Here is a 12,969-nt window from a genome sequence, read left to right as displayed (position 1 = left end):
TATGAAAATAGGTATTGTAACAGGTATACCCGGTGTAGGTAAGACAACTGTCCTTTCTTTTGCAGATAAAATTCTAACTGAAAAGGGTATACCACACAAGATTGCGAACTATGGGGATTATATGCTAAATACTGCTTTAAAAGAAGGCTATGTGAATAGTAGGGATGAGATAAGGAAATTGCAAATAGAGAAGCAACGAGAATTACAAGCTCTAGCCGCTAGGCGAATAGTTGAAGATCTGTCTTTATTAGGTGATGAGGGAATAGGGTTAATAGATACGCATGCTGTAATTAGGACACCTGCTGGCTATTTGCCTGGCCTTCCGAGACACGTAATAGAAGTTCTTTCTCCCAAGGTAATCTTTCTACTAGAAGCAGATCCAAGAATAATTTTAGAGAGACAAAAGAGGGATAATAGTAGAGCCAGGGCTGACTATAGTGATACGACTGTCATCAATGAGGTTATTCAATTTGCTAGGTATTCGGCTATGGCGTCAGCTGTGTTAGTCGGTGCATCAGTCAAGGTGGTAATAAATCAAGAAGGAGATCCCTCAATAGCCGCAAGTGATATAATAAATTCATTAATGTGAAATTATGGAGCTAGGTACGATATATATTTTTTTAATTTCATTTTTATCGAATTTTATAATTTATCTAATTTATAAGTATTACTTTTATAGCAAAATAAGTAATAAGATAAGTCTTGTTGAAAAATATGAGGAGAGGCTAAAGAGTATAGCATCATCTAAAAGAAGAGAGAAAACTTACAAGAAAATTTCCAAAGAGTTAGAGTCCTATATCTCATCAATTAGATATTATATGTTTTTACGATCAATGATATTAGTAGGAGTTTATATAGTTGATCTTGTAATTATATTAAATTATTTAAATACTAATATATATCTTCCATTCTATATACCTTATCTTACAGTGAAAAGCAATAATGGTGAGTATTTGATGCTTAACGGATCGCTGTTTGAGTTTATAGCATCTTATATCTTATTTACCCCTCTTTCTTTAAGATCAAATTTAAAAACGAGATAGGATAGATTAAGATATGCCTAGACCAGCTTTACGCTCTAGGTCACTTAGAAGGATTTATGTAAAGTTACCAAGTGGAAAGACTGCAATACATTATGAAAGGAAGAAAAACGATATATCAAAATGTGCGATGTGTAAGAAACCTTTACATGGTGTAAAAACTAACTTTTTACATAAGTATGGTAAGTCTGAGAAGAGACCAGAGAGACCTTTTGGTGGATATTTATGCTCATCTTGTCTCGCTCAACTGATCAAAGCAATGGTAAGGCAATAGATTAGATAATATAATTTAATTTTTGATTACAATGAGGAAGGAAATTGATGATAATTATAATAAGTGGACCTCCAGGCAGTGGTAAAACCTCAGTAGCAATTAAACTCGCAAACGAGTTGTCATATAAATTTATTTCAGCAGGGAAAATTTTTAGAGATATTGCTCAAAAAATGGGATTAGATATTATAAATTTGAATAAGGTTGCAGAATCTAATTTTGATATAGACAAGATGGTTGATAAAAAGATTTTTGAATTCATATTGAGTGAGAAAAATCTTATCATAGAGTCGCATATTGCTGGCTGGTTATTTAGAGAATACACTAATATCGCGATATATTTATGGGCCCCACTTAAAATCAGAGCAAATAGAATAGCCATTAGGGACAAAATATCATATGATCAAGCGATTTCGCAAATAATTAAAAGGGAATACATGCACTACAAAAGATTTAACAAATTTTATGGAATTGATATCAATGATTTATCGGTATTCGATTTGGTTATCAATACATCTAACGTGGATGTTAATAATATAGTAAAATTAATTCTGACCTATCTATCATTAGTTTCACAAAACCCTCAGCCATTAAAAGAAAAAGATATTAACGATAAGTAATGGCTGATATAATTCAATTTGTGCAAAATTTAGACACACAAGTTACTGAAGTCGCTTGGAGCGTGTTTATACTAGCATGGGCGGTTGGATGGGCATTAAGAGGTGCACCAATACCTATTTTCAGAGTTAAAAGAACAGGTCAAGACTTAATTGAAGATGCAATATTGGCTGCATTTTGGATTGCATTGGGAACCACAGTATTCTCACTAATAACTTATATAGCTTCGCAAGTGGGATCATGAGTAGTGGATATTCTCCATTCTATATACTTTACATAGCGATGAATATAGCTACATTAACATACACTATTGGCTCATTATTTTATGGCTTGCCAATTCCTATCTATGGCTTGAAGAAATGGGGACCTAGAATGATGAGTGATGCAATATATGCAGCTGTTTGGATAAACATATATGGCGTTATAATTTTTGCCATAGGTCAGATTCAAAGTTTACTTGGAGTAGATTGGAGTAGTTTCTTTTCCTCAATTTTACAGTTACAAGCTAATATGTTTAGTGCACTCATTCAAGTGAAGAGTATATATTATATTATTACTACTGAAAAGATATCAATGGCTCTTGCTCTTCTTGCAGATCCACTACTTCAGTTTTCATCTTTTATTACCGATATAATATTTTTATTGCAGTTCTTTATCGATCTTGGGGAATTCATACAACAATCCTATATGATACTTATAGCAATTGGTATTCTTTTATTATCACTTCCTTTTAGGATAGGCAAGGGTATAGGTGGGACTTTAATATCGTCCGCAATTACCTTTTATATCGGTTTGCCGTATTTACCGGTTTTTATTCAAGAAATGTCCTCTACATCATTGGCTCAAATAGGTTCTCAATTATCCACAATTACGGATGTGAACACATTGGTTGCGACAATAGCGGGCATAGTTCCTGAACTTGTAATTATATTCATAATAATACCCATGCTTTATTTGAGTATTTTAGCTGGCATATCGTTAGGATTAGGAAATGCAATTGGAGGCTCCAGTGGTAGAGTTCCATTTCCATTAGACCTATTTTAGGAGATGGAAAGTGAAAAGCAGTAATTTGATGATAATATTGATATTAATAGATAGTATCCTAGCCTTTATATATTCAAAAAACGATTACGTTATCATTTACACTACTCTACTCGTTTTGGTTCTACTAGTGATAAGCAAATTTATTTTGAAGCGGGTTGAGGATTAGTTTGACTGCTCTTCTTCTCTTTTCTAACCTCTTTTGTCATAAATAACGTTGTCTTTTGTCTTCCTCCCATGTTATATCATCAAATAACTATTAATGCGAAGAAATGTTATAAAGTTATATGAGATCGTTTGAATTCTTTGAACATACTGCAGATGTTGGTATTAGGGCGTATGGTAAATCATTGGAAGAAGCATTTTCAAATGCCGCATTAGGAGTTTTTGAGATAATTACAGATACCTCAAAAGTAAAGCCTATTGAATACCGCGAAATTTATCTAAATGGGTATGATTTAGAAAATCTGTTATATAAATGGATAGAGGAACTTCTTTATTATTATGATTCTGAATTAATGGTCTTCAGTAAATTTGATCTCATGATAGATCAAGATTCTATGACCTTAGAAGGAAAAGCGTGGGGAGAAAAATTTAATGGTAAGATACATGAGCGTAGAACAGTAGTGAAAGCAATGACTTATCATCAACTGTCAATAGAAAAGACGGAAAATTGTTACGTCATCACTTTCGTTGTAGATATTTAGATAGGTTTTCTATTTTATATATACAATTTTTACAGAATCTCGCTTGTTTTTTATCCACATCTTCCACTGTATTGCTGAAATTCATGACGCAACCTATTGTATTACAATGGCCTAGTCCTAATATATGACCTGCCTCGTGAGTTACTTCCTTTACTACTCTTTTCATAAACAATTCTAGGTCTGGTTTTCTATTATAGAACTCTTCCCTTAATCTATTAAGAAAAATAATGGCAAAATTATCTATAGTTAATCCAAATACAAAGTTATAACCATCGATATAACCGTCAGAATCTGCGAGGAATATTATGGAATCGTAATTAAAGTCATATTTAGATTTAAGGAAGCTTAATACTTTTTCCGCGTCGTATTGTAATCTTTCCCAATTAAAAGCAGAAATAGGAAGATATTTTCTACTATCGAACAATATATCAACTTCTAGTCCATAGCTTGAAAGATTATTAACAATTTCATCTATTATTGATTTTTCAATGTAAGTTAAGGTAACTATTAAAATCTTCATTTCTGTCACCTACTGTGGGGATCCCTGGAGACCCTAATTCATCGCACCCCTAAATATTTAGGGTTCTCCAAGGGTGTCGCCAGATCCCCGTTAGAAGTAATGACAATAAAAGTTAAAAAGTCATATCTATATTATTATAATGCCGCCGTAGCTCAGCCCGGGAGAGCGCCCGGCTGAAGACCGGGTTGTCCGGGGTTCAAGTCCCCGCGGCGGCACCTCCCTTATTCTTTCCTTAAATTGAAAGAATTCTACGTTCTTATGTAGAGAATGGTTGGAAACGCCTGAGGAAGTTTTTGGAAACGAATATATCAGTTAGGTCTCTGATATATTTATCAGAAGGGATATGAGATGATAGACGTTTCCAGTTTAACAGAGGACCAGAAGATAAAAATTGTAAAAGCCGTTCTGGAAAAGGGCATTTCGTATGAAGAATTAGGAATAGACAGGGTAACATGGTGGAGGTATAAGAATAAGAATAGGAAAATTCCAGATTACGTAGCTCAAAGAGCTGCAGAGTACTTAACACCAGATGAGCTTTTACAACTAACCGCTGGGGTCGATACATCAAAAATAGGGATCAATGAGGCAATAGGTGTAATAGTAAAAGCTACTAAGGATCCGGAGTTCCGGGAGCTTTTCTTATCATTACTGCAAAGGAGTTTAGGGGAGTTTATCAAAGCAGCTTCTTATTCTTACCCCGTGACTTCAGAAGATCTACAAACATTCAAAAAACTGTTGGAAAAGAATAAAGCAAAACATACATTCGATGACCACTGGAGATATTTGAATAGAGTTCTCAAAGATAATAATTATGTAATTTCACTTGAGAAGATTAAGGATTACTTACTGGAACAGGAAGAGGAGAGTATGCATAGAGCTAGGAAGATGGCTATAGTGCTCAAATTATTTATAAAAGAAATAGTGAGAAGCAAAGACCCCATACTTGCGCAAATACTTTACTATTCATTTTCAATACCTCAACCTAAAACCAAATACAAGCCGAGTATACTTTCTCTCGACGTATTAAAATCGATATTTAACAATATTCAAGGATTAGGAGCTAAGACCTATTTTTTATTAGCCACAGAGACTGGGTTAAGAACTGGAGAATTATTTCGTCTAACAGTTGACCAAGTTGACTTGAAGCATAGAGTGATAAAACTGATGAAAACAAACGAAACGAAGCGGGCCTACATAACTTTTCTTCATAAAGAGACTGCAGAATGGATCGAGAAGAATTACCTACAGTATAGGGAGTCTTACATAAGAAGATTTTGGGGCGGGGTAAGGACAATAGGACAAGATGTTGAAAAAATGGAAGATGAAATTCTTCCCCATGAATGAAGATAAGATAAGGGCCGAAATCAAAACTACTATGCAAAAAGCAGGAAAAGTATTCAGAATATACGATTTGAGGGCCTTCTGGGCAAGTTATATGATTAAGCAAGGCGTAAGCCCGATGATTGTAAACATCCTTCAAGGTAGAACTAGTCCAGGGCAATTCCAAATACTACAAGAACATTATTTGCCTTTTTCGGAAGAAGAACTTAGAGAAATTTATGAGAAATACGCACCAAAATTGTTAACTTGAAATTGGTTCCAAAACCAAAATGACTTCCTTATTTTCTCGCATAATTTTATCCCAAATTGGAGCTAAATCTTTAGGAAGAATAACAGCGTATTTGACTCTTCCAACTTTGAAAGGCTTTCTAACTCCTACTTGATAGTGTCGTCGTTAAGCTACAAATTCTGGGATTAACCTTCTCTCCCATAAGACTAGGGCTATGGAGTACATCATGGTGCGAATGCTCCTATTTACTGCCTTCGTTGCTCTCTTGAATCTAATTAGCCTATCCCTTAATGAGGAATGAAAGGGCTCGTTCGGGTTAACTGGCGAGACAACCGTGTGGTCTTTCAACCAGAAGTACAAGTTATAATCATCGCTCACCCATCTACCCTCGTCAGGCAAATACTTTTTGACCTCAAGGAAAGTACTCTCATCCCTATCCCCCACAGAGTAAATGAGGTAAACTCCCAGCTTCGTGTACACGTAACAAGTGAAAACCCACTTGTAAAAAGCCCTAGCATTCTTGTACAAGTAAGTCCACATCTCATCAACAACCTTAGCAACAACCTTACCCTTGACCAGCTCCTTAGCCCTACCCCACAACTCAACCAACTTCTCATGCTTTTTCCTACCATAACGCTTAATCCAAGTGAAAACAGTACCAAGAGGTACGTTAAGCACCCTAGAAATAGCCCTCATACTCATACCATTAGCATACATTCTCAAAGCCTCCTCCCTCAACTTCCTAGAATGATGATGATAACTAGCATCACCCAAGAAGTACTTACCACAATCCCTACACAAAAACTTCTGCCTACCCAAAGGCCTACCACACTTAACAACATGATGACTACCACAAGAGGGACAAGAAACGTCTTGCCTAAATACAGGCTTCCTACCCATAAGTAATACTCGTTATACAAATATAAATAACTTAACGACGACACTACCCTCCTACTTTAACAGTTTCATTATCATATATTACTGAAACAAAAGCCGGAATCGGAAGTAAGTTATTGAAGTCTTGTGGAATATAAATAACGTAAAACTCGTAAGAACCCTTATGGCCTCTATATATCTTCCTTTTCGGTATAACTAATGGGATTGACAGAGCCAAGTTTTCACCCCTTAAACTCCTCAGTTTCTTGTTTTATTCTCTCTAAAACTGCCTTCAGATGTTTGTACTGTGCTTCAGCATTATGTATTTGTAAAGCTATTTCCATTGCCCTGTACAATATATTATTATACTTTTTCAGCTTTTTATTTTCCTCCTTTAGTTGTTGGTTCTCTCTTTCTAATCTTGCAATCTTATTTTGCAGTTTAGTAATAGTGTCTATAGCTTTAGCGTATTGTAGCTCTAATTCCTCATTTCTCCTTATTATCTCACTAACTGTCATTTTCAACCCCCTCTTTTGAGATCTTTTCTATTAAAAATTGTACTTTTTTCTTAATCGAAAAACAGTTCATGTAGTCAGCGTCTTCGTATATGTTCTCTAACAGCATTAGTAAAGTGCTCTTCTTCATAGCTCCTGCACCCTAACATTGTTTTTGTAATTCTCTTCAATAGAATTTTTCTTAATTGACAAGTATAATTTGGTAACTTCCCTGATTACAGAACTCCTAACTAGTTTATTATTAATGCAGTATAAGTCTAGTTGCTGTAACAATTCCTCCTCTAGTTTAAATGTTACAATCCTCATCATTTTCTCACCCTTAGAAGGTTGGAACGAATGTGTTCTATTAACGACAGTGCTCTCTTTATTTTGTCCTCTGGGTCATTATCCAATATAACATCAATTCTTATCTCATGAGTTAAAGTCAACAATTTCCTTATTTCCTCATCCAATTCTTGAAATATATCCTGGACTTCGTACTCCACTTCTATCACCTTAAACTCCCCAGTTTCTTCACATTCTTTCTATAGACATTGTACAATTCAGCTACATGATGGCATAGGAATCCGTGAGCTCCTGCCTCACAAGAGCAGAAGAAGCGGATCCAGTTATTGTTAAAAAGAATCTCCGTGTGGTGATACGTGCTCGGCTTGGAGCTGCTTTCTACGTCTCCGCTTATCCTTACAACGCCATATTCGTCCTTCTCTACTAAAATTACTTTGACTTTCTTATCAGTAGATACGTATACGTATTTAGTATCAGCAGCAGTGCTCATTCTCCCACCTCAGCAGCATCTATAGCAAAGCACATTCCATCAGAAGCTTCCTTTTTTGCCTCCTCCTCGCTGTCCGCGTACACGTATGCAAAACTTAATTCATCTGGTCCTCCTGCGACAACGTTTAAACATTGCAACCTTACTAAGTAGAGCTTTCCAGTCATTCCTCCTCAGCCTCCATTCTTTCAATTACTTGTAGAGCTCTCTTTGCCTTCTCCTTGACTCTTTCAATTATCCATTCCTTAGCTTCCTCATCAACTTCTATTATTTCTAATATTCTTTCGTCACTGGGCGCATAGCCGTTGAGAAACTTATAGTATGCAGTTTTGCTCAGCTTCTTTTCTTCTATCTGCTGTTCGAAATCTTCTCTGAATTCCTTTACGAATTCTATCTTATCTTCTCTGTCTAGTAAACTAATTAAAAAAAGAAGATCTTTCTCCCCAACTGGGGAGTTTTTTTGAGCCATTTCAACTAAACTCATTTTCTTCATTCTACATAGTATGCAGAGAGATATTTAAACTTTTGCATTCAACATAGAGTGCAGAGAATCTCAAATAAAAAAATGTTATTTACCAATCTCTTTTAGAGTATCGTTTAATTCTAATAATTTTTCAACTACAACCTTGCCAGTCTCCGTTAACTTCACTACCTTCTTAGCAGTTCCTACTGAAGTTTTTTCTTCTCTCACCACTATTAACCCATTCTCTTCTAAAATCGGTATCCATTTCTGGATTGTATGCCAACTCATTTGGCTAATTTTTACCAGATCCATTAAGGATCCCTCACCCATCATGTTAATATATAGTAATATTTGCATAGGAGTTGACAAAATATCGAGAAGCTTTTTATTTATAACAAGTTCACTCATTCTACTCTCACTACATAATATAGAGAGTAAAATTTTAATAGTTTCGCTTACCAGTGCTTTGTGGGTTCGTTCAATATATTTTATTAGAATGATACAGTAAAAATGTGCTTTCTGTAGAAAATAATAGATCTTCCAATTTACTATACTAAGACTTAACCTCAAGAGAGTGTTCCAAGCGCAAATAATTGAATAAATATAGTATGATAGAAAAACAATTTTATAATTAATTAAGAATAAAATATAATTATATCTTTCAGTATAACGAGAGATTAAGCTTATATTGTAATGGAAAATAATCAAGTATAGAGAAAAACAGAATTTCCAACATAGTCCACACTACCTTGATCAACTCTCGCGGTACAAGTTAGTGGGCGAGTTGACTCTCCGGAACACGCGATAACACAGAAGTGTAGATGTAGGAGTTGTAAATCAACGCGATAACGTAGACAAAGAGCTCGACCATACCCTTTTCAGTAGCGTAAGGCCTCCAATACCTCCTCAAGAAGATCCCAAAGAACTCCACATACCTCCTGAAACTAGAGAAACCTATCAACCAGGTCGAGGACTTCCCCACGAAGCCCCTATCCACTACCTTATAACCGCTGCGAGAGAAGCCCACCTTGTTCGGTAGACCCAAAATCATATTAGAAAAAATATTTCTGATAGGATAATATCGAATTTATAAACGATAAAGAAATTTATAAGAGTATAAAGAATTCAATTGAAGAAAGGGTTTAAGGTGAGGGAGATTGAGTATTACCACGTGAGTTAGTGAGATGGTAACACCCGGTCTCCCTCACCAAAATAACATTCAACAAATAGGATATAAATTACTTTCCATGCTGAACTTCAAGGGAAAGAAAGGGGAAGAGGTGGCGAGAACCCTCATCTCAGCGTGTTTATGGAACGATTCGGTGGAAAGCAAGTCGAGGGCTTATGGCGTGTCCCCACAGACCGTGAGGAATTACGTGGAGGAGCAAGGGGTGGAAGTTATTGAGAAACTCTTGGAAAGCGCCAGGAAGATATCCTTGAAGGTACTGAAGGGAGTCAAGGAGATAGACGTCTCAATAGACTGGACAACCAAGACGTGGTACGGGAGACCGGTGGGAGGGCTCGGGAGTTCGGAGGAGGGAAACTCTTGGAACTACGCAACTGCGACGACAAAGTTTAATGGGAAAGTGCTCCTACTGGCCTTCATCACTCAAGTCAAGGGGATGACTAAGGAAGAGATCGTGAAGGCCCTCGTGGAGCAAGTCGTCGCGATGGGGTTCAAGATAAGGTTGATAACTCTTGACGCTGGTTTCTATACTGTTGATGTGCTCAACTTCATTTCACAGTTTAAGTGGGGCTACCAGTTATAGTTGTGGTAGCAAAAGGTGAAAAATAATGACAAAAAGTAAAAATAACCCCGGAAGGGGTAATACCATAAGGGAGAGTAATACCATGAAGGTAATGGAAGAAATAAGAGAAAAGATAAGAAAGGCAATCAAAGAAGGAGTTAGCCTAAGGGAAATAGAGGAGATAATCTTGCAAGAGGCCATGATGGAAGAGAGGGAAGCCTACCTAGAAGTTGAGGACGACCACAAGAACGGGACCTACTTCAGATATCTGGGAACCGGAGACGGAGTATTAAGACTCAGAGTACCGAGAACCAGAAAGGGTGGCTTCAGACCCAAGATCCTTCCGGAGAAGTACGAGAGGACCAGCCCAGATTACGAGGACTTCCTCCAGCAGCTCGTTCTATCAGGCATGACTCCAAGTCAAGTCAAGGCCGTGTTAGCAGCCAAGGGAATACCGTATAGTGAGATCGTAATGAATCGGGTTGCCGAGAGAATATCCAACAAACTCAAGGAATACAAGAGCCGCGAACTACCTCACGATCTCCTAGCCCTTTACATCGATGTGAAGATCGTAAAGGTCAGAATTAGCGAGTCGATCATGGAGAGAGCCATTTACATTGCCATAGGAGTTGACTTAGAAGGGAATAAGTTCGTCTTGGACTACGAAGTTAGGGATAGGGAGGACTTGGACGGTTGGAAGTCCTTCTTGAGCGGACTCGTAAGCAGGGGAGTCAGCAGGGTTGACGTAATCGTGAGCGATGACTTCTCTGGACTCGATCGCGTCGTGTCCACGCTCTTTCCCTCCTCTCAACACCAGCTCTGTATAACACACATGGTTAGGAACCTCATGAGGGTCCTCCCAGACAAGGAGGAACTAATGATTAGAGTTAGGGATCTAAAGTCCTCCAGGAACGTGGAGGAGGGAAGGAAGGCTATATTGTCCCTCAGCCAACTTGTCCAACCCTTTTCTCCAGCCCGAGCCAAGAGGCTTCTTGACGCTGCTGACAAGTATTGTTCCTTTCTCAACTTCCCCAGGGAGATTAGACACTACCTCTACACTAATAACACGTCGGAGAGTTTCAACTCGACCCTGGCTAGGTTCGAGGAGGAGCTCGGAGGTTACTTTCCCTCTCTTCGCTCCTTGGAGGTCTATCTCTACGTTTCGATCCATGAAAGTAATTCGCGTTGGAAGTTCAGGCCCATGTCGGTGATAAGGCATTACTCATATCATCTCAAACAACTCCACGCTTCAAGGTTCCAGGTGAGTCTTGATGAAGACTTTTAACCTTCTGCTTACATATTTTCTCACACAACTATACCCAGTAGCCCCGTTTAAGTATATAGTTGCTGTGCCTGTTGGGGATGTTAAGGTTTATGAGGAGTTTGACGGGGATTACACAACTAATAGTAAGAGGCATAGGAGGGATGAGCAGGTCAAGTTCAGGCTTCTCGTGTATAGCAAGGAAAAAGTGAGGAGAAAGAAGAAGAGTCTTGTTTATTTTGCTAGGGCTACTAACCTAGACCTATCCAAGAGGGAAGTGTTGGATTTGTACAATAAGGTAAGAGGTCCCATAGAGACCTCTTACCGGAACATCAAGGCTTTTCTTCCATTTACTAGTTCTACTAAGTTCGTCTTCCGCACGTTGATCTTCGTGCTGGCCGTGGCCTTCTACTCCCTGTACACCGTGTTCAAGGGGGAGGTGAGGAGGGAGCAGTTCAGGATACTCCTAATACTCTTGTTTTCTGATGATTTATTCTATCTAAAAGATTTTCTATTTAAATCAATAGAACCGCTTATTAATAATATAGATTTATTTTCAAGGAGGTGATTTTGGGTCTACCGTGTTGTCCGGGGTTCAAATCCCCGCGGCGGCACTACCTTTTACTGAGAGTAATTATATCTCATGAGAATAACAAATTAATTATAAAAATTCAAGAAGATTAAAAGATTTTTATAGCAATATATAAATGGTTTTAAGTATTGAAATAGATGTAGATATTCAATAATAAAAATAGATATTATATATTTGGATTAAGATAAAATTTACATACAGTATTAAAGCTAATACTAGATATCGAAAACATTATCAAAATATTTTTATACTGCATATCGTACTACAAAAATGTATGTCAAATTACATAATTGAGGCTATAAATTTGAAAAAAGTCTATAAAAGTAAAAAGGTTGAATATGTTGCACTTAGAGGTGTATCATTAAAAGTAAAGAACGGTGAATTTATAGTCATTGCAGGACCCTCTGGTTCAGGAAAGACTACATTGCTTGATTTATTAGGTTTACTTGACTCGCCAACTGAAGGAAGAATAATAATAAATAATCAAGATGTAACAAATTTTGATGAGGATAAAAGACCTATTTTCAGACGAAAGTATATTGGTTTTGTATTTCAATCCTATAATTTAATTACTTATTTAACAGTCTTAGAAAATGTAGAGTTAGCGTTAGCTGCTGCTGGTGTGCCAGTTTGGAGAAGGAGAGAAAAAGCTGAAGAAATCCTTTCCATGATTCCTGGAATGTTAGAACTGAAGAACAAGAAGCCTAATGAACTATCTGGAGGACAGCAGCAAAGAGTAGCTATTGCAAGAGCATTAGCAAACGATCCAAAAATATTATTAGCAGATGAGCCAACAGCTAATCTAGATTCGAAAACTGGAGAAGCAATCGTTGAATTAATTAAAAAACTTAACGAGCAGAGAGGGGTTACAGTAGTCATGGCTACTTATGATCCTGATATGATGAAATATGCAGATAGAATAATTTATATTAGAGATGGATTAATTGAGAAAGAGGTGATACAAAACGAATAAAA

22 protein-coding genes, 1 tRNA gene and 3 pseudogenes are annotated in these 12,969 nt (G+C 37.0%); 14 read left to right on the top strand and 12 right to left on the bottom strand.

Translation table 11 applies throughout. The features are described from left to right. The first annotated feature begins 1 nt into the window (after position 1). The 7 genes from YN1551_RS06830 to YN1551_RS06800 all read left to right on the top strand — a co-directional run bounded on the left by YN1551_RS06830 (position 2) and on the right by YN1551_RS06800 (position 3,677). On the top strand, positions 2–589 hold the full coding sequence (locus tag YN1551_RS06830) for an adenylate kinase (RefSeq protein WP_012711442.1): 588 nt from the start codon (positions 2–4) through the stop codon (positions 587–589). Between the two features lie 4 nt (positions 590–593). Continuing rightward, positions 594–1,043, top strand: coding sequence for a hypothetical protein (locus YN1551_RS06825; RefSeq protein ID WP_012717436.1), 450 nt, complete (start codon positions 594–596; stop codon positions 1,041–1,043). Between the two features lie 13 nt (positions 1,044–1,056). Beyond that, positions 1,057–1,314 (top strand): 50S ribosomal protein L34e, encoded by a 258-nt coding sequence (locus YN1551_RS06820; protein ID WP_012713741.1) that lies wholly within the window; start codon positions 1,057–1,059, stop codon positions 1,312–1,314. Between the two features lie 47 nt (positions 1,315–1,361). Further along, complete coding sequence (gene cmk / locus YN1551_RS06815) at positions 1,362–1,931, top strand: (d)CMP kinase (protein ID WP_012716182.1); 570 nt, start codon at positions 1,362–1,364, stop codon at positions 1,929–1,931. Then, a complete protein-coding gene (gene cedA1, locus YN1551_RS06810; RefSeq protein ID WP_012711446.1) occupies positions 1,931–2,173 on the top strand; it encodes a DNA import protein CedA1 in 243 nt (80 codons plus the stop codon). Before cmk ends, cedA1 begins: the two co-directional genes overlap by 1 nt. Further along, entirely contained in the window at positions 2,170–2,973 is an 804-nt protein-coding gene (gene cedA, locus YN1551_RS06805) for a DNA import protein CedA (RefSeq protein WP_014512664.1), read from the top strand. Before cedA1 ends, cedA begins: the two co-directional genes overlap by 4 nt. Before the next feature lie 284 nt (positions 2,974–3,257). Then, entirely contained in the window at positions 3,258–3,677 is a 420-nt protein-coding gene (locus YN1551_RS06800) for an archease (RefSeq protein ID WP_012717434.1), read from the top strand. Here the strand turns inward: YN1551_RS06800 and YN1551_RS06795 are convergent. Next, on the bottom strand, positions 3,655–4,206 hold the full coding sequence (locus YN1551_RS06795; protein ID WP_012717433.1) for an archaemetzincin family Zn-dependent metalloprotease: 552 nt from the start codon (positions 4,204–4,206) through the stop codon (positions 3,655–3,657). The two genes, YN1551_RS06800 and YN1551_RS06795, sit on opposite strands and share 23 nt — an antisense overlap. A 132-nt stretch (positions 4,207–4,338) precedes the next feature. On the opposite strand from YN1551_RS06795, the gene YN1551_RS06790 reads away from it, so the two are divergent. From YN1551_RS06790 to YN1551_RS17430, 3 genes are all read left to right on the top strand, one after another. Next, positions 4,339–4,412, top strand: a tRNA-Phe gene (locus tag YN1551_RS06790). A 133-nt stretch (positions 4,413–4,545) separates the two neighbouring features. Then, the gene (locus YN1551_RS06785; RefSeq protein ID WP_238527875.1) at positions 4,546–5,541 is read left to right on the top strand and encodes a site-specific integrase; all 996 of its coding nucleotides are present in this window, start codon (positions 4,546–4,548) and stop codon (positions 5,539–5,541) included. Further along, positions 5,534–5,788: an integrase gene (locus YN1551_RS17430; protein ID WP_238527874.1), complete on the top strand. Its 255-nt coding sequence runs from the start codon at positions 5,534–5,536 to the stop codon at positions 5,786–5,788. Before YN1551_RS06785 ends, YN1551_RS17430 begins: the two co-directional genes overlap by 8 nt. Before the next feature lie 144 nt (positions 5,789–5,932). On the opposite strand, the gene YN1551_RS06780 is transcribed toward YN1551_RS17430, so the two are convergent. The 11 genes and pseudogenes from YN1551_RS06780 to YN1551_RS06745 all read right to left on the bottom strand — a co-directional run. After that, positions 5,933–6,667, bottom strand: a complete 735-nt coding sequence (locus tag YN1551_RS06780; RefSeq protein ID WP_012717432.1) for an IS1-like element ISC796 family transposase — start codon at positions 6,665–6,667, stop codon at positions 5,933–5,935. Between the two features lie 43 nt (positions 6,668–6,710). Beyond that, positions 6,711–6,881 (bottom strand): hypothetical protein, encoded by a 171-nt coding sequence (locus YN1551_RS17045; protein WP_012717431.1) that lies wholly within the window; start codon positions 6,879–6,881, stop codon positions 6,711–6,713. A gap of 4 nt (positions 6,882–6,885) precedes the next feature. Then, a complete protein-coding gene (gene zapB / locus YN1551_RS06775) occupies positions 6,886–7,161 on the bottom strand; it encodes a cell division protein ZapB (RefSeq protein ID WP_012717430.1) in 276 nt (91 codons plus the stop codon). Next, positions 7,151–7,288, bottom strand: coding sequence for a hypothetical protein (locus YN1551_RS17040; protein ID WP_012717429.1), 138 nt, complete (start codon positions 7,286–7,288; stop codon positions 7,151–7,153). The genes zapB and YN1551_RS17040 overlap by 11 nt, the downstream gene beginning before the upstream one ends. Next, positions 7,285–7,464, bottom strand: coding sequence for a CopG family transcriptional regulator (locus YN1551_RS06770; protein WP_048052443.1), 180 nt, complete (start codon positions 7,462–7,464; stop codon positions 7,285–7,287). Before YN1551_RS06770 ends, YN1551_RS17040 begins: the two co-directional genes overlap by 4 nt. Then, positions 7,464–7,643, bottom strand: a complete 180-nt coding sequence (locus tag YN1551_RS06765; protein ID WP_148206566.1) for a protein D-63 — start codon at positions 7,641–7,643, stop codon at positions 7,464–7,466. Before YN1551_RS06765 ends, YN1551_RS06770 begins: the two co-directional genes overlap by 1 nt. 5 nt (positions 7,644–7,648) lie before the next feature. Beyond that, on the bottom strand, positions 7,649–7,933 hold the full coding sequence (locus YN1551_RS06760; RefSeq protein WP_012717426.1) for a hypothetical protein: 285 nt from the start codon (positions 7,931–7,933) through the stop codon (positions 7,649–7,651). Next, positions 7,930–8,097 (bottom strand): hypothetical protein, encoded by a 168-nt coding sequence (locus YN1551_RS17035; protein ID WP_012717425.1) that lies wholly within the window; start codon positions 8,095–8,097, stop codon positions 7,930–7,932. Before YN1551_RS17035 ends, YN1551_RS06760 begins: the two co-directional genes overlap by 4 nt. Beyond that, on the bottom strand, positions 8,094–8,414 hold the full coding sequence (locus YN1551_RS06755; protein WP_048052442.1) for a hypothetical protein: 321 nt from the start codon (positions 8,412–8,414) through the stop codon (positions 8,094–8,096). The genes YN1551_RS17035 and YN1551_RS06755 overlap by 4 nt, the downstream gene beginning before the upstream one ends. Positions 8,415–8,498: 84 nt before the next feature. Then, complete coding sequence (locus YN1551_RS06750; protein WP_148206565.1) at positions 8,499–8,801, bottom strand: winged helix-turn-helix domain-containing protein; 303 nt, start codon at positions 8,799–8,801, stop codon at positions 8,499–8,501. Positions 8,802–9,165: 364 nt separating this feature from the next. Then, positions 9,166–9,426, bottom strand: a pseudogene (locus YN1551_RS06745) (IS5/IS1182 family transposase); the annotation flags it as partial. 151 nt (positions 9,427–9,577) lie between these two features. Between YN1551_RS06745 and YN1551_RS06740 the strand changes: the two are divergent. From YN1551_RS06740 to YN1551_RS06725, 4 genes and pseudogenes are all read left to right on the top strand, one after another. Continuing rightward, positions 9,578–10,147: pseudogene (locus tag YN1551_RS06740) on the top strand (DUF4322 domain-containing protein); the annotation flags it as partial. Positions 10,148–10,187: 40 nt separating this feature from the next. Continuing rightward, complete coding sequence (locus tag YN1551_RS06735) at positions 10,188–11,426, top strand: IS256-like element ISC1332 family transposase (protein ID WP_012716685.1); 1,239 nt, start codon at positions 10,188–10,190, stop codon at positions 11,424–11,426. A gap of 43 nt (positions 11,427–11,469) precedes the next feature. After that, positions 11,470–11,970: pseudogene (locus YN1551_RS06730) on the top strand (ISH3 family transposase); the annotation flags it as partial. A 298-nt stretch (positions 11,971–12,268) separates the two neighbouring features. Next, the gene (locus YN1551_RS06725) at positions 12,269–12,967 is read left to right on the top strand and encodes an ABC transporter ATP-binding protein (RefSeq protein WP_012717422.1); all 699 of its coding nucleotides are present in this window, start codon (positions 12,269–12,271) and stop codon (positions 12,965–12,967) included. The last annotated feature ends 2 nt before the right edge of the window (positions 12,968–12,969 follow it).

The organism is Sulfolobus islandicus Y.N.15.51 (assembly GCF_000022485.1).
GTDB lineage: Archaea > Thermoproteota > Thermoprotei_A > Sulfolobales > Sulfolobaceae > Saccharolobus > Saccharolobus islandicus.
This window is presented reverse-complemented; position numbering and strand designations above follow the sequence as displayed.

What these genes read in the sequence shown, in the direction of transcription:
- YN1551_RS06725 (WP_012717422.1), top strand. Translation starts at nt 12,269, where the DNA reads ATGTCAAATTACATAATTGAGGCTATAAATTTGAAAAAAGTCTATAAA.
- YN1551_RS06760 (WP_012717426.1), bottom strand. Translation starts at nt 7,933, where the DNA reads ATGAGCACTGCTGCTGATACTAAATACGTATACGTATCTACTGATAAG.
- cmk (WP_012716182.1), top strand. Translation starts at nt 1,362, where the DNA reads ATGATAATTATAATAAGTGGACCTCCAGGCAGTGGTAAAACCTCAGTA.
- YN1551_RS06750 (WP_148206565.1), bottom strand. Translation starts at nt 8,801, where the DNA reads ATGAGTGAACTTGTTATAAATAAAAAGCTTCTCGATATTTTGTCAACT.
- YN1551_RS06830 (WP_012711442.1), top strand. Translation starts at nt 2, where the DNA reads ATGAAAATAGGTATTGTAACAGGTATACCCGGTGTAGGTAAGACAACT.
- cedA (WP_014512664.1), top strand. Translation starts at nt 2,170, where the DNA reads ATGAGTAGTGGATATTCTCCATTCTATATACTTTACATAGCGATGAAT.
- zapB (WP_012717430.1), bottom strand. Translation starts at nt 7,161, where the DNA reads ATGACAGTTAGTGAGATAATAAGGAGAAATGAGGAATTAGAGCTACAA.
- YN1551_RS06820 (WP_012713741.1), top strand. Translation starts at nt 1,057, where the DNA reads ATGCCTAGACCAGCTTTACGCTCTAGGTCACTTAGAAGGATTTATGTA.
- YN1551_RS17040 (WP_012717429.1), bottom strand. Translation starts at nt 7,288, where the DNA reads ATGAAGAAGAGCACTTTACTAATGCTGTTAGAGAACATATACGAAGAC.
- YN1551_RS06800 (WP_012717434.1), top strand. Translation starts at nt 3,258, where the DNA reads ATGAGATCGTTTGAATTCTTTGAACATACTGCAGATGTTGGTATTAGG.
- YN1551_RS06755 (WP_048052442.1), bottom strand. Translation starts at nt 8,414, where the DNA reads ATGAGTTTAGTTGAAATGGCTCAAAAAAACTCCCCAGTTGGGGAGAAA.
- YN1551_RS06825 (WP_012717436.1), top strand. Translation starts at nt 594, where the DNA reads ATGGAGCTAGGTACGATATATATTTTTTTAATTTCATTTTTATCGAAT.
- YN1551_RS06780 (WP_012717432.1), bottom strand. Translation starts at nt 6,667, where the DNA reads ATGGGTAGGAAGCCTGTATTTAGGCAAGACGTTTCTTGTCCCTCTTGT.
- YN1551_RS06735 (WP_012716685.1), top strand. Translation starts at nt 10,188, where the DNA reads ATGACAAAAAGTAAAAATAACCCCGGAAGGGGTAATACCATAAGGGAG.
- YN1551_RS17430 (WP_238527874.1), top strand. Translation starts at nt 5,534, where the DNA reads ATGAATGAAGATAAGATAAGGGCCGAAATCAAAACTACTATGCAAAAA.
- YN1551_RS17035 (WP_012717425.1), bottom strand. Translation starts at nt 8,097, where the DNA reads ATGACTGGAAAGCTCTACTTAGTAAGGTTGCAATGTTTAAACGTTGTC.
- YN1551_RS06785 (WP_238527875.1), top strand. Translation starts at nt 4,546, where the DNA reads ATGATAGACGTTTCCAGTTTAACAGAGGACCAGAAGATAAAAATTGTA.
- YN1551_RS06770 (WP_048052443.1), bottom strand. Translation starts at nt 7,464, where the DNA reads ATGAGGATTGTAACATTTAAACTAGAGGAGGAATTGTTACAGCAACTA.
- cedA1 (WP_012711446.1), top strand. Translation starts at nt 1,931, where the DNA reads ATGGCTGATATAATTCAATTTGTGCAAAATTTAGACACACAAGTTACT.